Source organism: Sphingomonas sp. 1F27F7B (assembly GCF_005503355.1).
Taxonomy (GTDB): domain Bacteria; phylum Pseudomonadota; class Alphaproteobacteria; order Sphingomonadales; family Sphingomonadaceae; genus Sphingomonas.
Window position 1 is genome coordinate 1 of record NZ_SCMK01000008.1, and the last position, 18,195, is coordinate 18,195.

The 18,195-nt window shown below is 68.5% G+C and carries 14 protein-coding genes; 8 read left to right on the top strand and 6 right to left on the bottom strand.

What is annotated here, in order from left to right; all coding sequences use genetic code 11:
• Positions 1 to 239 precede the first annotated feature (239 nt).
• From FFS08_RS09205 to FFS08_RS09235, 7 genes are all read left to right on the top strand, one after another.
• Positions 240 to 755 carry a hypothetical protein gene (locus FFS08_RS09205; RefSeq protein WP_137863820.1) on the top strand — a complete coding sequence of 172 codons (516 nt, stop codon included), beginning with the start codon at positions 240 to 242 and terminating at the stop codon, positions 753 to 755.
• Between the two features lie 123 nt (positions 756 to 878).
• Positions 879 to 1,940: a helix-turn-helix domain-containing protein gene (locus FFS08_RS09210; RefSeq protein ID WP_249341187.1), complete on the top strand. Its 1,062-nt coding sequence runs from the start codon at positions 879 to 881 to the stop codon at positions 1,938 to 1,940.
• Positions 1,941 to 1,969: 29 nt separating this feature from the next.
• Entirely contained in the window at positions 1,970 to 2,641 is a 672-nt protein-coding gene (locus FFS08_RS09215) for a nucleoside/nucleotide kinase family protein (RefSeq protein ID WP_137863819.1), read from the top strand.
• Between the two features lie 87 nt (positions 2,642 to 2,728).
• Positions 2,729 to 3,853, top strand: coding sequence for a fumarylacetoacetate hydrolase family protein (locus FFS08_RS09220; protein WP_249341186.1), 1,125 nt, complete (start codon positions 2,729 to 2,731; stop codon positions 3,851 to 3,853).
• Positions 3,854 to 3,919: 66 nt separating this feature from the next.
• Complete coding sequence (xylB, locus tag FFS08_RS09225) at positions 3,920 to 4,699, top strand: D-xylose 1-dehydrogenase (protein WP_137863818.1); 780 nt, start codon at positions 3,920 to 3,922, stop codon at positions 4,697 to 4,699.
• Positions 4,700 to 4,702: 3 nt separating this feature from the next.
• On the top strand, positions 4,703 to 5,590 hold the full coding sequence (locus FFS08_RS09230; RefSeq protein WP_171012544.1) for an SMP-30/gluconolactonase/LRE family protein: 888 nt from the start codon (positions 4,703 to 4,705) through the stop codon (positions 5,588 to 5,590).
• A gap of 313 nt (positions 5,591 to 5,903) precedes the next feature.
• Positions 5,904 to 6,362 (top strand): MarR family winged helix-turn-helix transcriptional regulator, encoded by a 459-nt coding sequence (locus FFS08_RS09235; protein WP_137863817.1) that lies wholly within the window; start codon positions 5,904 to 5,906, stop codon positions 6,360 to 6,362.
• Between the two features lie 123 nt (positions 6,363 to 6,485).
• On the opposite strand, the gene FFS08_RS09240 is transcribed toward FFS08_RS09235, so the two are convergent.
• From FFS08_RS09240 to FFS08_RS09255, 4 genes are all read right to left on the bottom strand, one after another.
• Complete coding sequence (locus tag FFS08_RS09240; protein ID WP_137863816.1) at positions 6,486 to 7,160, bottom strand: GNAT family N-acetyltransferase; 675 nt, start codon at positions 7,158 to 7,160, stop codon at positions 6,486 to 6,488.
• 253 nt (positions 7,161 to 7,413) lie between these two features.
• A complete protein-coding gene (locus FFS08_RS09245; protein WP_137863815.1) occupies positions 7,414 to 9,189 on the bottom strand; it encodes an IlvD/Edd family dehydratase in 1,776 nt (591 codons plus the stop codon).
• A 149-nt stretch (positions 9,190 to 9,338) separates the two neighbouring features.
• Positions 9,339 to 10,742: a sugar porter family MFS transporter gene (locus FFS08_RS09250; RefSeq protein ID WP_137863814.1), complete on the bottom strand. Its 1,404-nt coding sequence runs from the start codon at positions 10,740 to 10,742 to the stop codon at positions 9,339 to 9,341.
• Positions 10,743 to 11,016: 274 nt separating this feature from the next.
• A complete protein-coding gene (locus tag FFS08_RS09255) occupies positions 11,017 to 12,105 on the bottom strand; it encodes a LacI family DNA-binding transcriptional regulator (RefSeq protein WP_137863813.1) in 1,089 nt (362 codons plus the stop codon).
• A gap of 140 nt (positions 12,106 to 12,245) precedes the next feature.
• Here FFS08_RS09255 and FFS08_RS09260 point away from each other — a divergent pair, with 140 nt between their 5' ends.
• Positions 12,246 to 14,642: a glycoside hydrolase family 3 N-terminal domain-containing protein gene (locus FFS08_RS09260; RefSeq protein WP_137863812.1), complete on the top strand. Its 2,397-nt coding sequence runs from the start codon at positions 12,246 to 12,248 to the stop codon at positions 14,640 to 14,642.
• Between the two features lie 40 nt (positions 14,643 to 14,682).
• On the opposite strand, the gene FFS08_RS09265 is transcribed toward FFS08_RS09260, so the two are convergent.
• Together FFS08_RS09265 and FFS08_RS09270 are read right to left on the bottom strand one after the other, a co-directional pair.
• Positions 14,683 to 16,497: a glycoside hydrolase family 9 protein gene (locus FFS08_RS09265; protein WP_249341185.1), complete on the bottom strand. Its 1,815-nt coding sequence runs from the start codon at positions 16,495 to 16,497 to the stop codon at positions 14,683 to 14,685.
• Positions 16,494 to 18,137: a glycoside hydrolase family 43 protein gene (locus FFS08_RS09270; RefSeq protein ID WP_249341184.1), complete on the bottom strand. Its 1,644-nt coding sequence runs from the start codon at positions 18,135 to 18,137 to the stop codon at positions 16,494 to 16,496. Before FFS08_RS09270 ends, FFS08_RS09265 begins: the two co-directional genes overlap by 4 nt.
• Positions 18,138 to 18,195 lie beyond the last annotated feature (58 nt).

Genomic DNA, 18,195 nt, shown 5'->3' on the forward strand with positions numbered 1-18,195 from the left:
ACCCCGATCCTCCCCGATGCGAGCCTGCCGCACAATCGCCTGGCCAGCGTCCGCGCCGTCGATCCGAGCACGCTCTCGCCCGCCGCCGCGGCATCCGCCACCGAGCAGTCGGAGCGTGTCGAAGCGGTCCAGCTCGCGGCCGCGCCGGCGCCGTCGACCGCCTCGCTCCACTGATCGCATCGGAACGCCCCCGCGCGTCCGCTTATCCTATAATGCTCCCGAGAGGGCCGGAGGAACCGATGCATCGCAATTTCGACTGGCAGGGCACCGAGGATTTCCCCGGTTCGCTGCCGCGCCCCAATCGCCGCCTGACCGCACTGGCACAGGACGTGGCGCGGCTGGCCCGCCCGCTGCTGCCGGCCGGCAGCGACCTGATCCTCGGCCTGGAAGCGACCGCTGACGGCCAGATCCACCTGCTCTGGTGGCGCCGGCGCGACTTCAAGCGCGTGGCGACCATCTCGGCCGCCCCCGACGCCTTCTGCCCCGAGGACAGCGACGAGGGCGCGCTGCAAGACGCCGCAGCGGCGCTGCTCGACTATCTCGCCGGCCGCTGGCCGACCCCGCCGGGCGCACTGGGTGCGATCACCGACGGCACCGGCGTGGCCTTCGCCCCCGATCATCCGGCACCCTCGGCCGAAGGCTGGCTGCTTCGCCACGCCACCGGCGAAAGCACGCTGGCGATGATCCTGGACCTCGATCCGGCGGGCCCGTGCGGGCTGCTGACAGGGCCGCAGCCGGCCGGTTCATTCCACTAACGGAATGCCGTTTACCTTGTATTATCCTTGAATTGCTTCAAGATACCCTCAGAATCGAGGGGATCGGTCATGGCAAGCGCGAACGGCAAGGGTAAGATGCGGGCGGGATCCGCAGGCGAACCCATGATCGACTTCTATCGTGCAATTGTCTTTCCGAACCGGGTGCGCGAGCAGCGGCAGCGGCACGGCTTTGCCAAACTGCTTCGCCTCTCGGCCGGGATTCCAGAGATCCCCTATATTCGTCTTTCGAAGATCGAGCGCGGCGAAGTCGTCGCGCGGCCGGACGAACTGCGCCGCATCGCCGCCGCGCTCGGTATCGCTCCCGCCGACCTGCTGCTCGACATCGATTCCCCCGATTTCGACATCGCCGCCTGGGCCGAGCCGTTCAGCGACGGCGCGCAGATCGATCTGAAGGAGGAGCGGTTCGCGGTGCTGCTCGGTGCCGCGCTGCGCGCGCGCCGCACGCTCGATCCGGCCCTGACCATCGCCATGATCGAGCGCGACTTCGGCCTGCCCCCGGTCAATCTCTCGCGGGTGGAGAATGCGCAAAAGCCGTTCGGCCGCTGGAACCCCGCCGTTCAACGCGCGCTGTTCGCGCTGTTCGGCGTCGCCGACGAGCCCGGGTTGCGCGCCGAAGTGGAGAAACGCCGCGCGGCGGGCGTGCTGGATGCCTTTCTCGCGACCATCGCCAACCCCGAGACCCGGATCGCCCGCACGCGGGAGCGCGTCGCCGAACTCCAGGCGGCGCTTCGCGAGGAGGCTTCCGCACCGGCGGCCCCGACTGCGATCCCGCTGCCGATCCCCGGCGCGCCGATGACGGCGATCCGCCTGTTACCGATCTTCGGCGCGCCCCTGCCCCATGGCCTGATCGGCCATCAGCCGACCGGCAAGACCGTGGAGGCGCCGCACATCGCGGGGCCCAATGCCTTCGGCCTCAAGGTCTGCCGCGCGACGCTGGGCGGCGGCCTGCCCGCGCAAGCGACAGTGGTCGCCGATCCCGACCGGCTGCCGGTGCCCGGCGGACTCGCCGCGCTGCGCGAGGGCGAGGGCTGGCGGCTGCTCTCGGTCGCTTCGGACCGTGACGGGCGGATGATCGGCTACAGCATCAATCCCGACATGGAAGTGGCGCTCGACGACTGCGATCCGGCGCATCTCGCCGCGATCGTCTCTGCTGTCTTCCTCTGATCGCGGCGCCCATGCTAGGGGCGCCGGTCATGGGGATCATCGTCGCGATCGAGGGCGCCGACGGCGTCGGCAAGAACACCACGTCGAGGCTGCTCTGCGAGACGCTCCAGGCAGCGGGCAAGACCGCCACGGTGATCGGCTTCCCGCGCTATGGCGAGACCGTCGCCGGCGTGACCATCGGCCGCTACCTGGCCGGGGACATGCCCGTGCCGGTGGGGCCCCATGCCGCCGCGACGCTCTATGCGCTCGACCGGTTCGAATGGCGCGAGCAGATCCTCGCTGCCGCCGCCGCGCACGACGTGCTGATCTTCGACCGCTATGTCGCCTCGAACATGGCCTATCAGGGCGCACGCGTGCCGGCGGAGGAGAGCCGCGCGCTGATGGAATGGATCCTGGCGCTGGAGACCGGCCAGTTCGCCCTGCCGGTGCCGGCCCTCTCCATCTATCTGAACACGCCCTGGGAACTGGCACGCGCGCTGATCCTGCAAAAGGCCGAGCGCAGCTACACGAGCAAGAGCTTCGACGAGTATGAAGCCGACGTCGCGCTCCAGCAGCGCGTGCGCGGCAATTACGAGTCGATCGTGGCCGCCGGCCTGCTCGGCCCCTGGCACATGGTGCACGCCAGCACCGACGGCACGATGCGCCCGCCCGCCGAGATCGTCGGCGAGATCCTCGCGCTTCTGGAAGCGGTTCCGCAATAAGGGGGAAAGCAGCGCGACCCGCTTGACAGCCTGCCCCGTGGCGCCGCATGGTAGCGCTATCAAAAGCAGATATTGGGGCGAGAGGATTTGAAAGCGTCTCCGGCGGAAGTGCTGCCTGTCGATCATGAGAAGGCGATTCTGGTTGGCCGCGTCCTGACGGAGGCGGGCCCCAGCCCCGTCCTCCTGCGCGGCGGCCGGATCCATGACGTGTCGGCCAGCGCCGCGACCGTGGCCGACCTGCTCGACCTTGCCGATCCGGCAGGCGTGGCGGGCGTCGACATCGGCGCCGTGGCCGACATTGGTAGCGATAACGGCCCCGTGCTGCTCGCCCCGATCGACCTGCAATGCGTCAAGGCCTGCGGCGTGACCTTCGCGCTCTCGGCGATCGAGCGCGTGATCGAGGAGCGCGCCCGCGGCGATGCCGACAAGGCGGCGGCGATCCGCGACGAACTGGAGGCCAGGATCGGCTCGGGCATCCGCGCGGCCGCCCCCGGCACGCCCGAGGCGGCGAGCCTCAAGGCCGCGCTGATCGATGCGGGCATGTGGTCGCAATATCTCGAAGTGGCGATCGGGCCGGATGCCGAGGTGTTCACCAAGGCGCCCGTGCTCTCCGCAGTCGGCTGGGGCGCCGACATCGGCGTGCGCTCGGACAGCGACTGGAACAATCCCGAACCCGAAGTGGTGCTGATCGTCGACCGGCACGGCACCCCCAGGGGCGCGACGCTGGGCAATGACGTCAACCTGCGCGACTTCGAGGGGCGCAGCGCCCTGCTCCTCGGCAAGGCCAAGGACAACAACGCCTCGACCGCGCTCGGGCCGTTCATCCGCCTGTTCGACGACGGCTTCACGATGGACGATGTCCGCGCCGCCGAGATCGACCTCGTCATCGACGGGCCCGAAGGCTATCGCCTCGAGGGCACCAACAAGATGAGCCAGATCAGCCGCGATCCCACCGAGCTGGTCCGCCAGGCGCTGAGCGAGCACCAATATCCGGACGGCTTCGCGCTGTTCCTGGGCACCTTGTTCGCCCCGATCCAGGACCGCGACCATCCCGGCCGCGGCTTCACCCACAAGGACGGCGACCTGGTGCGCATCGCGAGCCCGAAGCTCGGCACCCTCGCCAACCGCGTCACCACTTCCAAGGCGGCCCCGCCCTGGACCTTCGGCATCCGCGAGCTGATGCGCAACCTGGCGGGCCGCGGCCTGCTGTGAGCGATTTACTCGGACAAATTAAACACTATTCCAGGGTACCTTATTCTCATGTCGGAAGCTGATCCCATGCACGTGCCGCTCACTCGCGATCAGCGCGCCCTCTATCCGAGCCTGAAGGGCAAGCGCGTGCTGGTCACCGGCGGCGGATCGGGCATCGGCGCCGGCATGGTCGAGGGCTTTGTCCGCCAGGGCTGCGACGTCACGTTCTTCGACATCGCCGATGCGGAGTCGCAGGCGCTGGTCACCGGCCTTGCGGGCCTGGGGCAGCCGCCGGTCTACGAGCATGTCGACCTGACCGACGTCGCCGGCGCCAGGGCCCGGATCGCGCGGCTGATCGAGGATCATGGCAGCTTCGACATATTGGTGAACAACGCCGCGAACGACGATCGCCACACGATCGAGGAAGTCACGGAAGAATATTGGGAAAACCGGCTCAATGTGAACCTGAAGCACCTGTTCTTCTGCGCCCAGGCGGTGATCCCGGGGATGAAGGCCAAGGGCGCCGGCGTGATCATCAACCTGGGCTCGATCTCCTGGCACCTCGCGCTGGAGGGGCTGACCCTCTACCAGACCGCCAAGGCCGGGATCGAGGGCCTGACCCGCAGCTTCGCGCGCGAGCTGGGGCCCGACAACATCCGCTCGGTCTGCATCGTGCCGGGCAATGTGAAGACCCCGCGCCAGATGAAATGGTACACGCCCGAGGGCGAGGCCGAGATCGTCAACGCCCAGTGCCTGAAAGGCCGGCTGGTGCCCGACGACATCGCGGCGATGGCGCTGTTCCTTGCCTCGGACGATGCCCGGCTGATCACCGGCCACGAATATTTCGTCGACGCGGGCTGGCGCTGAGCCATGGGCGTGGTGACCTCGGCACCCGCGAGTGTCTGGTCGCTCGCCGCGCCGCTGCTCGAAGGGCCGGTCTGGGTGGCGCGCGACGCCGCCTTGTGGTTCGTCGACATCAAGGGCCATCGGGTCCATCGCTACGATCCCGCGACGGGCGGCAAGCGCAGCTGGCCCGCGCCCGGCCAGCTGGGCTTCGTGCTGCCGGCGGCAAGCGGCGGGTTCGTCGCGGGGCTGCAGACCGGGCTCGCCCGGTTCGATCCCGCGGATGGCAGCTTCACCCATCTGGTTGATCCCGAACCGGAAAAACCGGGCAACCGGCTGAACGACGCCACCGTCGATCCCGCCGGCCGGCTGTGGTTCGGCACGATGGACGACGCCGAGGCCGATGACAGCGGCGCGATCTACCGGCTGGCGGCGGACGGGCGCTGCATCGCCGCGAGCCCCTTCGTCTCGATCACCAACGGCCCGGCGGTGAGCCCCGACGGGCGGACACTCTACCATGTCGATACGCTGGGCGGCGTGATCCATGCCTGCGACCTGGCCGCGGACGGCAGCCTGGCCAATCGGCGCGAACTCGCCCGCATCCCCAACGAGCAGGGCTATCCCGACGGGCCGACCGTGGACGCCGAGGGCTGCCTGTGGGTGGGGCTGTACAAGGGATCGGCGGTGCGCCGCTATGCACCCGACGGACAACTGATTGAAACTGTGCCATTTCCTGTCGACGCGATCACCAAGATCGCCTTTGGCGGACCCGATCTGAAGACAGTCTATGCGACCACCGCCAACAAGCATCTCTCCCCCGCGGAGAAGGCGGCGAACCCCCATGCGGGCGACCTGTTCGCCTTCCGCGTCGCAGTGCCGGGGGTGGCGGGGACATTGATCCGTGAAGGCGCCTGACTCCAGGCGCCTGCGGATGCGGAAGTTCGCGAAGCTCGCGCACTTTGCCGCTCCGCGCTTGTCCGAAACGATCGGTTCGCCTGAGAGCGAGGCTGCGAGTCGTCCGTAGCGGCAGCATATGCTTCGCACGCGGAAGTTCGCGCGCGCCGGCGGCGCACGCGATTTCCCCCTCCCGCGCGGCGCGCATGCTTCCGCGGCTGGTTTTTCCGGACCGTTCAAAGAGCAAGTCGAGGACTAGCAGATACGGCGCCTGTAGGACAGCCAGATAGTCAACCATATTGACTATCAGATACATTGACTGTAAACGACTCACATGCTCGACGAACCCGCCATCCAGATCCCCCTGCCCGCGCTGCTGCGCCACGCGCGCCACACCTATGGCGCCGCGATGCGGGCGGCGCTGGCGGAGGGCGGCTATGACGACATCCCCGGTAACGGGCTCTATGTGATCGGCGCGCTGGCGCTGGGCGAGGCGCCGCTCTCCCAGATCATCCGCGAGCTGCGGGTGAGCAAGCAGGCGGCGGGCCAGCTGGTCGATGCGCTGGTGCTGCGCGGCTATCTGGACCGGCAGATCGACCTCGCTGATCGGCGCCGGCTGACCGTGACGCTCACCGAGCGCGGGCGCGCCGCCGCCGAGACGCAGACCGCCGCCCGCGTGGCGATCGATGCCGAGCTGACGGCATGGGTGGGCGCGGAGAAGATCCGCCACGCCCGCGAAGTCCTGTCCGCGCTGATCGACATCGGCCATAGCGCCGAGCCCGGCACCGACTGAGCCGTCCTGACCGGGTGGATAGCGGAGCTCGTGCCCTTCGGAATGACGCTCTCCTTCGTCATCCCCGCGCAGGCGGGGATGACGAAGGACAATCAGATACTTGTTTGGCTTCTCGACCTAACGCTAGACCTGCGCCAGCACCGTCACGTTGACGTCGATCCGGTAGCGATAGCCCAGGCGCTCGTACAAGGCGATTGCCGACGCATTGTCCGCATAGGCGTGCAGGAAAGGCAGCTCGCCCCGCGCGACGATGCGGGCGGCGACTGCGCGCATCAGCTTGCCGGCAAGGCCGGCGCCGCGGAAATCGGGATGGGTGCAGACCCCGCTAACTTCGGTGAAGCCAGGAGTCCGCATCCGCTCGCCGGCCATGGCGATGAGCCTGCCCTCGTGCCGCACGCCGATGAAGCGGCCGAGCCGGTGGGTGCGGGCGAAGAAGGGGCCGGGCTCGGTCAACGTCGCGAGCGCCAGCATCTGGGCCGCACCGGCATCACCCAGTTCCTCGAAGGCGAAGTCCGGATTGGCCGGCATCGGGGCCTCGGCAAGCATCTGGACGCCCATGCGGTGCTTCCGGACGATCGCGCCGGGCACCGGCGGCAGCGGCTCCCTCTCCAGCACGATGGCCGGGCCGGTGGCGGCGAGCAGCGCGCCGAGCGCGGCCAGCGGCACGTCGCCATGATCCTCCGCGGCAGCGAAGATGGCATAGTCGCCGTCGTAGCGCCGGGCTGCGCCCTGGCCGCGAGCGAGATGCTTCTGGCTGGTGGCAAGCGCCGTCCAGGCGGGATTGTCGAGCGGATGCATGGGGTGGCTTAGCCCAATGCTCCCCCCGCGGGGGAGGATTTGCGACTAGGGTGGGGACTCATATTCCTTCAATCGTCATCCCCGCACAGGCGGGGATGACAAGGTTTGCTGAACGAGTCTTGACCCTAGGTTGAGAACCCAAACAAGCATCTGATTTCCCGTCGTCATCCCCGCGCAGGCGGGGATGACGAAACAGGGACGCTTGTCTCAAGGGGATAATCGTCGAACCAATCCCGGGGCGGAGGATTGGCGACTAATGGTTGTGGCGCGGCACCTTCTCGCTCGTCCGCCGATATTTCAGCGCGAAATCGAGCACCCCGCCCTCGCCCAGCTGACCCACCTTCTCACGGTAGAGTTCTTCCCAGGGCGTATTGCTCTCCGGGATCGGCGGCGCGGGCTCGGCCTTGCGGCGGGCAATCTCCTCCGGCGCGACCAGCGCATCGCAGGTGCCGGCATTCAGATCGATGCGGATCGTGTCGCCGGTGCGCAGCCAGGCCAGCCCCCCGCCCGCCGCACTCTCCGGCGAGGCGTTGAGGATCGACGGGCTGTCCGACGTGCCCGACTGGCGGCCGTCGCCCAGTGTCGGCAGGCTCATGATGCCCCGCTGGATCAGGTGATCGGGCGGCTGCATGTTGACCACTTCCGCCGAGCCGGGCCAGCCGATCGGGCCCGAGCCGCGGATGACGAGGATGCAGTTCTCGTCGATGCCCAGCGCCGGATCGTTGATGTTGTGGTGATAATCGTCCGAGCCGTCGAACACGATCGCGCGGCCTTCGAACACGCCCTCCTGGCCCGGGCGCGCGAGATAGCGGGCGCGGAAATCCTCGCCGATCACGCTGGTCTTCATGATCGCCATGTCGAAGAGATTGCCCGACAGGACGAGGAAGCCCGCCTTGTGCTTGAGCGGCCGGTCCCAGGGGAAGATCACTTCGCGATCCGAGACATGGCTGTCGGCGATGTTCTCGGCCAGCGTCCGGCCGGTGCAAGTCATCATGCCGCCGTCGAGCGCGCCGTTGGCGAGCATCTCGGAGAGGACCGCGGGGATACCGCCCGCGCGGTGGAAGCGCTCGGAGAGATATTCGCCGGCCGGCTGCATGTTGACGACGAGCGGCAGGTCATAGCCCGAACGCCAGTCGTCCGGCGTAATCTCGATTCCCGCATGCCGCGCCATCGCGTCGAGATGCGGCTGGGCGTTGGTCGAGCCGCCGATCGCGGTCAGCAGCCGAATCGCGTTGAGGAAGCTCGCGCGCGTCAGGATCTTCGAGGGGCGGAGATCCTCATAGGCCATCTCGACGATGCGCCTGCCGGTCTCATAGGCCATCTGGCCGCGCTCGCGATACGGCGCCGGGATCATCGCGCAGCCGGGGAGCGACATGCCGAGCCCTTCGGCGATGCTGTTCATCGTCGAGGCGGTGCCCATGGTGTTGCAATGGCCCGACGACGGCGCGCTCTCCATCGCGCGGCGGAGGAACTCGGCCTCGTCGATCTCGCCCGCGGCCATCTTGCGCCGCGATCGCCAGATGACGGTGCCGGAGCCGACCAGCTCGCCTTCGTGCCAGCCGTCGAGCATCGGGCCGCCCGACAGGACGATCGCGGGGATGTCGACGGTGGAGGCCGCCATCAGCGACGAAGGCGTGGTCTTGTCGCAGCCGGTGGTGAGGATGACGGCATCGATCGGATAGCCGTTGAGAATCTCGACCAGGCCGAGATAGGCGAGGTTGCGATCGAGCGCCGCGGTGGGGCGGCGGCAATTCTCGAAGATCGGGTGAAGCGGGAATTCCATCGGCACGCCGCCCGCCGCGAGGATGCCGGCCCGGGCGCGCTTCACTGTCTCCAGATGGATACGATTGCACGGGGCGATGTCGCTGCCCGACTGGGCGATGCCGATGATCGGCTTGCCCGATGTCAGTTCCTCCGGCGTGATGCCGTAGTTCATGAAGCGCTCGAGATAGAGCGCCGCCATGTCGGCACGGCCGGGCGCGGCGAACCATTCGCGCGAGCGGAAGGGGCGGACGGGGGTGCGGGTCATATTTCCTCTTCATCCTCCCCGGCACGGGGAGGGGGACCGCCGCGAAGCGGTGGTGGAGGGGGCTCTCCGCAAAGGACGTGGCTGGTGGAGAGCCCCCTCCACCAGCCTTTGGCTGGTCCCCCTCCCCGTGCCGGGGAGGAATTGGGACCTCACCCCTCCATCGCCTCCAGTTCCTTGCCCTTGGTCTCGTGGATGAACTTCTGGACCAGGAAGAAGCTGATCACCGCGCAGACGCCGTAAAAGGTGTAGGCGCCGGTGAGGCTCAACTTCGCCATGCTCGGAAAGGTCTGGGCGATGACATAGTTGGCGCCCCATTGCGCGAAGCCGCACACCGCCAGTGCCGAACCGCGGATCTGGTTGGGGAACATCTCGCCAAGCATCACCCACATCACCGGGCCCCAGCTGACGTTGAAGAAGATCACGTAGAGGTTCGCCGCGATCACCGCGACCATGCCCATTTGCGGAGTCAGGACGAGCTTGCCCGCCGGATCGAGCGTGCCCTGGCTGAACGCATAGACCATCACGAACAGCGTCACCGCCATGCCGGCCGAGCCGATCAGCAGCAACGGCTTGCGGCCGATGCGATCGATCAGCGCGATCGTGAGGAAGCAGGCCGCGATCGAGACCGCGCCCGAGACGATGTTGATCAGCAGCGCGTCATTCTCGGTGAAGCCGGCGAGCTGCCACAGCGTCGCGCCGTAATAGAAGATGACGTTGATGCCCACGAGCTGCTGGAACACCGCGAGCAGCAGGCCGGCCCAGACGATCGCGCGGATGCCGAGGAAGCCGCCCGGCGCGAAGATGTCCGCCAGGCGCGGACGGTGATCGGTCGAGAAGCTGGCGCGGATCTCGGCGAGCTTGGCGGCGGCCGCGTCGGCGCCGAACAGGCTGGTGAGCACTTTGCCGGCTTCCGCGTCGCGCCGCTTTGCGACGAGGTAGCGCGGGCTCTCCGGAATGAAGAACAGCGCGACGAGGAAGACGGCGGCCGGGATCGCCTGCATCAGGTACATCCAGCGCCACGCCTCGATCCCGCCGAGATGGCCGAGCGAGCTGCCGGCGGCCTGGGCGAGATAATAGTTCACCACGAAGGCGGCAGTGAGGCCGGTGATGATCATAATCTGCTGCACCGTCGTCATCCGGCCGCGGATGTTCGCGGGGGCGACTTCGGAGATATAGGCGGGCGAGAGCACCGAGGCCGCGCCCACCGCGACGCCGCCGATGATGCGGGCGATGACGAAGATGGTGTGGTCGTGCGCGAAGCCCTGGACCAGCGCGCCGCCGAGGAAAAGCAGCGCGGCCAGGCGCATCACGTTGCGGCGGCCCATCGAATCGGCGAGCGTGCCCGCGAAGAAGGCGCCGAACACGCAGCCGATCAGCAGCGAGCCGACGGTGAAGCCGAGCCCGGCCTCGTCGAGCGTGAAGGCGGAACGCAGCCCTTCCTGCGTGCCGTTCACCGCGCCGCTGTCATAGCCGAAAAGCAGGCCGCCGATCGTCGCCACCGCGACGATGGCGCCGATCAGGCCGAAATTGGCCTTCTGCGCCGTATCGTTCATTCGCTCTATCCCCTCCACTCTGCCCTGGCCGGGCGAATTGTTAGCGGTAACGGTGGCTCGATCCGAAGGGAAAAGCAAGTGGGGTTGCTTCGGCCGAACGACTCTGTCCCGCGTTGTCATGCTGGACCTGTTTGCATGGCTGGCCAAGCCCCCCCCCCCAAACATCGTCATCCCCGCGCAGGCGGGGATCCAGGGTTTCTCCGACCGTCTCGCCCGCGACTCTAGGGATCCCCGCCTGCGCGGGGGGTGACGAATGGCGGGGGACGGGAGTGGCCTAGCGCCAGCTCTTCCCCGCCGCCGGCGCGCGCGCCGCACCCGGGGGCGGCCCGGAGGATTCGCGCAGGATCAGCTCGTGATCGAGCACCTGCTCCTCCAGCTTGTGGGTGGTGCCGGCGCGGTGGGCGCGCAGCCGGGCGAGCAGCAGAGTGAGCGCGCTTTCGGCCATCGCGGCGATCGGCTGGCGGACGGTGGTGAGCTCGGGCCACATGGTGGTGGCGAGCGCGGTATCGTCGAAGCCGACGATGCTGATGTCCTGCGGCACGTGCAGCCCGCGCCGGTGCGCGACGCCCACCGCGGCGGCCGCCATGTCGTCGTTCGACGCGAAGATCGCAGTGGGCGGATCCTTGCGGTCGAGCAGCCGCTCCGCGGCGACGATGCCCGAGCGGAACGTGAAATAGCCCTGCTCGACCGGCATCGCCTTCACGTCGAGCCCGGCGGCCTCCACTGCCTCGACGAAGCCGCGATGACGCTCGGCCGAGCTGGTCTGGTTGGGATTGCCGCGGATGAAACCGATCCGACGATGGCCGAGGTCGATCAGGTGCCGGGTCATCGCGCCGGCGGCGGCGGCATCGTCGATCCGCACGTTGAGGCTGCGCTCGGGCGGCAGGCCCATCGCCACCGAGACCCAGGGGATGCCCGCCGCCTCCAGCTCGGCACGGACCGGCGCGGCTTCGGACAGCGGCGGCGGCAGGATCACGCCCTCGACGCTGGTCGAGGCGAACTGGCGCGTCGCCTCGGCCTGCTCGTCCGCCCGCTCGCCCTCGCACGCCTCCAGCACCAGGTGGCAGCCGGCCCGCCTGGCCGCCGCGAGCGCGCCGATCAGGAATTGCGACAGATAGGCCGCCGAGGGATTGGAATAGAGCAGGCCGATCTGCGTGGCCTCGCCCGCCGCCAGGCTGCGCGCCGCGCTGTTTGGCGAATAGTTCAGCGTCGCGATCGCTTCGAGAACTGCCTGGCGGGTGGTCTCCCGGACATTGGATCCGCCATTGACCACGCGCGAGACCGTCATCGCGGAAACGCCGGCGGCGCGCGCGACGTCCTGTACGGTGACCGTGCCTCGGCTTCTGCGGCTGGGTCTGCTCATCGTTTCGGGGATATGCCGCGATTAGCATAAATGCAATCGGCGTGACCCGGTTGACCGTTACGGATTCCCACTGATAGTGATAGCGCTACCATAGATCAACGAAGCCGGCGCCCGAGCGCCGCGACCCAGAGGAGAGGAACGTGCGCAATTTCCGCCGCATCGCCGCGCTTGCCATCGCCGCCACGGCGCTGACGCCCGTGCTGGCCGCCCCGGCCCAGGCCCAGACCGCCAAGGCCGACAAGCCGCTCTACAAGGATGCCGGCCAGCCGATCGATGCGCGCGTCGAGGACCTGATCGGACGGATGACGCTGGAGGAGAAGGTCGCCCAGCTGGTCGCGATCTGGCTGAAGAAGGACGCGATCCAGACGCCGGCCGGCGATTTCGATCCGGCGAAGGCGAGCCGGTCCTTCCCCAACGGCCTGGGCATGATCTCGCGCCCGTCGGACCGCAAGGGCGTGAGCGCGGGCACCGCCAATGCGGGCGCCGACGCCTCCGCCATCCCCAATCGCGATCCGGTCGACACCGCGACCTATATCAACGCCGCGCAGAAATGGTCGATGGAGAAGACCCGGCTCGGCATCCCGATGATCATGCACGAGGAAGCGCTGCACGGCCTGGTCGCGCCGGGCGCGACGAGCTTCCCGCAATCGATCGCCCTCGCCTCCACCTGGAATCCGGGCCTGCTCGAGAAGATATTCTCGGTCGCCGCCGCCGAGGCGCGCGCCCGCGGCGCCAATCTGGTCCTGGCCCCGGTGGTCGACGTGGCGCGCGATCCGCGCTGGGGCCGCATCGAGGAAACCTATGGCGAGGACCCCTATCTCGTCTCGGAAATGGGCCTGGCCGCGATCCGCGGCTTCCAGGGCACCACGCTGCCGCTGGCCCGGGACAAGGTGTTCGTCACGCTGAAGCACATGACCGGACACGGTCAGCCGGACAACGGCACCAATGTCGGCCCCGCCTCGCTCGGCGAGCGGACGCTGCGCGAGGATTTCTTCCCGCCCTTCGAAAGCGCAGTGACGCAGCTGCCGGTGCGCGCGGTGATGGCCAGCTATAACGAGATCGACGGCATCCCCAGCCACGCCAACAAATGGCTGCTGCACGACGTGCTGCGCGGCGAATGGGGCTTCAAGGGCGCAGTGGTGAGCGACTATTTCGCGATCCGCGAGCTCGTGACCCGGCACAGGATGTTCAAGGACGTGAAGGACGCCGGCGCGCGCGCGATCGATGCGGGCGTCGACGTCGAGACGCCCGATGGCGAGGGCTTCAACTTCCTGGTGCAGCTGGTCCGCGAGGGCAAGGTGAGCCAGGGCCAGATCGACAATGCGGTGCGCCGCGTGCTCGAGATGAAGTTCGAGGGCGGGCTGTTCGAGAACCCCTATGCCGATGCGAAGCTCGCCGCCAAGCGGACCAATACGCCCGAGGCGATCGCCCTCGCCCGTCAGGCCGCGCGGGAATCGGTGGTGCTGCTCAAGAACGCCAACCAGCTGCTGCCGCTCGACGCGACCGGCATCAAGCGGATGGCGGTGATCGGCACCCACGCCCGGGACACGCCGATCGGCGGCTATTCGGACGTGCCCAACCATGTCGTCTCGGTGCTGGAGGCCATGCAGGCCGAGGGCAAGGGCAGGTTCCAGGTCGACTATTCGGAAGGCGTGCGGATCACCGAGGGCCGGATATGGGCCGCCGACGCCGTGAAGCTGACCGACGCGGCGACCAACGACAGGCTGCGCGCCGATGCCGTAGCGGCGGCGAAGGACGCCGATGTCGTGGTGATGGTGCTGGGCGGCAACGAGGCGCTGAGCCGCGAGGCCTGGGCCGACGAACATCTGGGCGACAGCGACAATCTCGACCTGCCCGGACCGCAGGACCAGCTGGCGAAGGAAATCTTCGCGCTGGGCAAGCCGGTGGTGGTGATCCTGCTCAACGGCCGGCCCTATGCCGTGAACTATCTGGCGGAGAAGGCGCCGGCACTGATCGAGGGCTGGTATCTGGGCGAGCAGACCGGCAACGCGCTGGCCGATGTGCTCTTCGGCCGCTTCAACCCGGGCGGCAAGCTGCCCGTGTCGATCGCGCGGAGCGTGGGCCAGCTGCCGATCTACTATAACCGCAAGCCGACCGCGCGGCGCGGCTATCTGTTCGGCGACACGACGCCGCTCTATCCGTTCGGCTATGGCCTGTCCTACTCCAGCTTCGAGATGGGCGCGCCGGTGCTGGGATCGGGCACGATCGGCGTATCGGACAATGTGACGGTGAAGGTGGACGTGACCAACACCGGCAAGCGCGCCGGCGACGAAGTCGTCCAGCTCTATGTCCGCGACGACGAAGCGAGCGTGACTCGGCCGCTGATCGAGCTCAAGCGCTTCCGGCGCGTGACTCTCCAGCCCGGCGAGCGGAAGACCGTGTCCTTCGAGCTGACCCCGAAGGATCTGTCGCTGTGGAACGTGCAGATGAAGCGCGTGGTGGAGCCGGGGACCTTCACCCTCTCGGCGGGGCCGAATTCGGTGGACCTGAAGAGCGCCACGCTGACGGTGAAGTAAGTTTCCAATTCCTCCCCCAGGCGAGCCGGGGGAGGAATTTTCAGTCGGCCAGCCACATCGCCACCCACACCAGCGGCGCGTTCCAGTTGATCGCGACTTCGTTGAGCACATAGGCCTCGACCTCGTCCGCCCAGCAGCGCTGCGGCGCGCAATGCCCCTTCAGCTTCGCCGCCACCGGATCGATCATCCCCGTCGAGTTCGGCCCGCCCGAAAGCACGCCCGGCGGCGGCCCCGGCAGCTTCGGATCGAGCGAAGGCGCCCAGAAGCGGTGATGCGGATGCCGCATCGACACCGCGCCATAGCCGCTGACATAGGAAACGCGATTGGGGTTGCGGCCCAGCACATAGTCGATCGCATCGATCACGCCCGCCCGGTATTTCGAGTCGCCGGTCAGGTCGCCCGCAATACCCAGCACCATCGCGCGGTTCAGCAGCGCGCCGTTCGATCCCCAGGGATAGCCGGACGCCGGATAGGGAATGCGATAGCCATTGCCCGCCTCCTCGGCCAGGAAGCGATCGGCGGCGGCGACCAGCGAGCCGCGCAGGCGATCGGTTTCGGCCCTGGGGAGCGCGGAGGGCTGCGTCGCCAGCGTGATCGTGCCCGGCGTCGCCACCTGGGGCCAGCCGGGCTCGCCGGCGGGCGCGCGGAAATGCGGCGAAGCCTCCAGGCTCGCGCGATATCCGGCTCCGCCGGTAGTCACGAACAGCTCGGCCGCCGCCCAGTAGAATTCGTCGGACACGTCATTGTCGCCATAGCCGCCAGAGCCGGTGAAGCTGTTGGTGGCATGGACTTCCGGGTTGCGCCGGGCTGCGGCGAAGGCACGCTCGGCGGCAGCGAGGCAACGCGCGGCGAACGCATCGTCGATCCCCTTCCAGATACGGGCGCACTGGGCCGCGGTGGCCGCCAGGTTGAGCGTCGCGGCGGTGGTGGGGGGATAGAGGAGCCGCTCCTGCGTGTCGTCCTGGGGCGGCGTGGGCAATTTGGTCCATGCGCGATCGGCGACCTTCTGGTGCGCCATGCCCGATGCGTCGATCGTGGCGAAGGGCGGCGGCGGCGCCTGCCAGGCGGGCTGGCCGGGCGCGGGCTTCGGCTTGCCGACGGGCACGGTGAGGCGCGTACCCGCGGGCACCTGCATGCGCAGCAGGAATTCCATCTCGTGGCGGGCTTCATCGAGCAGGCCGGGCATCGCCAAGGGGCGGCGCCCATGCGCGGCGAGCAGCGTCCAGAGCGCGATACCGCCATTGACGACATATTTGCCGTGGTCGCCGGCATCGTACCAGCCGCCGGTGACGTCGAGGCTGTAGGGGCACCCGGCCCATTCCGTGCCGCGCTCGTCCCTGCCGGCGAAGCATTTCGCCACCTCGTGCGCATGGCCGGCGGGGCGTGCCCATTTCTCCCCGACGATGGCCGCTTCGATGGGCGTGCCGGCGCGCTGATGGTAGAAGAAGGCCAGCGCATCGCGGGCGAGCGGGGCATAGAGGCCCGGGCGGATCGCGAAGGGCGCGCTCTCGCTGCCGCCGACGCGGATCCGATAGCCGCCGCCCGCAATGCGGAAGCCGGAGAAGTCGATGCGCTGGACTTCGACGCCCGAGGCAATATCGGGACCGAAGGGCAGCGCCTTGCCGCTGGCGAGGACGCGGCCCGCCGCGTCGACCAGCTGCCAGTCGCGCGGCGCGGCGCCAGCCTCGACGATCGCGGTCTTGGGATCGCCGGGCTCGAAACCAAGCTGGTTGAGATTGACCGGCGGATCCTGCGGCGCGGCGGCGGCCGGCAGCGGGCTGGCGAGAAGGGGGACGGCAAAGAGAGCCAGCCATCCTCCCTCCCTTGCGGGGAGGGGAAGATGCCGCCGCCTCACTCCCCTGCCCCGGCGAACAGCCCGAACACCGAGCCGACAAAGCCGCCCGCCACCTTGGTGGTCAGGCTGTCGGTCTCGACCGTGCCGAGCCGCTGCCATGCCGGCTTCCCGCCCGGCGCGGCATAGCTGAAGGCGTAGCTGCGCCCCTGCACGGCGATGCGCAGGCGCAGCGCGCCCGCGGGCGCGGGCGCAGTGAACAGCGTCCGGCCGAGCTTGGGGCTGGCCGGCCCCTCGCGCTGATCGACGGTAACGACATCCTTGCCGCCGACGCGCTTCCGGCCGACGAAGAACCAGTAATCGTCATTCTGCAGGACCACGAGGCCGGCGCGGTCGCCATCCTTCTCGGGCGCGAACTGCACGACGGTTTCGGCGACGGCATCGATATGCTGCTGGCGGCGGGCAAGGAATGACGGATTGGCATTGTCGCCCAGGCCGATGGGTCGCGCGACGAGCGACAGGCCGGCGGCGCCGGTGCGGTACCAGTCGTCGCGCGGGTTGCGCAGCATCATCCAATGAGGTGGGAGCTTGCCCCGGAAATCGTCGCGTATCGTGAAGGCGCCCGCGGTGGGAAGCGGCGCGCGCGCCCGCGGCAGCGCGGGGCGGGCATGAGTCCCGGGGATCGGCGTGGCGGGCGGCAGGATCACCGGCCAGCCGTCCTTCCACTCCACCGGCAGCAGGAAAGTCTCGCGCCCGGTGGTGTAGAAATCGCCCGCATAGGGCCGCACGGCAAGGAAGGTCGCCCACCATTTGCCGTCGGGCGTGGTGACGAGCTGGGCATGGCCGGCGGAAGTGATCGGGTGCGGGCGGTCGCGCGGCAAGTCGCGCTGGGTGAGGATCGGATTGCCGCTCCAGGCCGCATAGGGGCCGGTGACCGAGCGTGAGCGCAGGATCACCTGGCTGTGCCCCTCCGCCGTGCCGCCCTCTGCACAGCTGAGATAATACCAGCCGTCCTTCTTGAAGATGTGCGGACCTTCGATCCACACCGGCTTCTTCGAGATGTCGATGCCGCCGTCGACGAGCAGCGTGCGCGGGCCGAAGGTCTTGCGCGTCCCGCGGTCGAACTCCTGGACCCAGATCGCCCGATGCCCCTCGTAGAGCGGCTGGCCGCGGGTGGGGCCGTTGTTGACCACCCAGGCGCGGCCGTCGTCGTCGAAGAACATCGAAGGGTCGATGCCGCCCTCCAGATCGGGCAGCCAGACCGGGTCGCTCCAGGGACCGGCGGGATTCCGGGCAGTAAGCAGGAAATTGCCGCCGCAATCGACACAGGTGTTGAGAAGGTAGAAGGTGCCGTCCTTCGCCTGGATCGACGGCGCGAACACGCCGCGCGAGAGGCCCAGCCGCTTGAAGTCGAGCATGCCGGGCCGGTCGATCGCATTGCCGATCTGCGTCCAGTGGACGAGGTCGCGGCTATGGAAGACCGGGATGCCGGGGAACCAGCTGAAGGTGGAAGTGACGAGGTAGAAATCGTCGCCTACCCGGGTGACGCTGGGATCGGGATAGAAGCCCTTGAGGATCGGGTTGCGATAGTCGCCGGGCCTGGCGGGCACGACGTCGCTGGCGTCCTTGCCGCTATACTGGAAGGACGGGAAGGTCGCGACCCGCTGGGCGGCGGCGGGGGCGACCACCACCCCCATCGTCATCCCCACCATCCCTATCGTCATCCCCGCGCCGGCGGGGATCCAGGGTAACAAAGCGACG

Bases quoted from the DNA above. Each gene is read 5' to 3' on its own strand.
- FFS08_RS09215 (WP_137863819.1), top strand. From the start codon at position 1,970: ATGGGGATCATCGTCGCGATCGAGGGCGCCGACGGCGTCGGCAAGAAC.
- FFS08_RS09240 (WP_137863816.1), bottom strand. From the start codon at position 7,160: ATGCATCCGCTCGACAATCCCGCCTGGACGGCGCTTGCCACCAGCCAG.
- xylB (WP_137863818.1), top strand. From the start codon at position 3,920: ATGCACGTGCCGCTCACTCGCGATCAGCGCGCCCTCTATCCGAGCCTG.
- FFS08_RS09250 (WP_137863814.1), bottom strand. From the start codon at position 10,742: ATGAACGATACGGCGCAGAAGGCCAATTTCGGCCTGATCGGCGCCATC.
- FFS08_RS09205 (WP_137863820.1), top strand. From the start codon at position 240: ATGCATCGCAATTTCGACTGGCAGGGCACCGAGGATTTCCCCGGTTCG.
- FFS08_RS09255 (WP_137863813.1), bottom strand. From the start codon at position 12,105: ATGAGCAGACCCAGCCGCAGAAGCCGAGGCACGGTCACCGTACAGGAC.
- FFS08_RS09245 (WP_137863815.1), bottom strand. From the start codon at position 9,189: ATGACCCGCACCCCCGTCCGCCCCTTCCGCTCGCGCGAATGGTTCGCC.
- FFS08_RS09270 (WP_249341184.1), bottom strand. From the start codon at position 18,137: ATGACGATGGGGGTGGTGGTCGCCCCCGCCGCCGCCCAGCGGGTCGCG.
- FFS08_RS09210 (WP_249341187.1), top strand. From the start codon at position 879: ATGATCGACTTCTATCGTGCAATTGTCTTTCCGAACCGGGTGCGCGAG.
- FFS08_RS09230 (WP_171012544.1), top strand. From the start codon at position 4,703: ATGGGCGTGGTGACCTCGGCACCCGCGAGTGTCTGGTCGCTCGCCGCG.
- FFS08_RS09235 (WP_137863817.1), top strand. From the start codon at position 5,904: ATGCTCGACGAACCCGCCATCCAGATCCCCCTGCCCGCGCTGCTGCGC.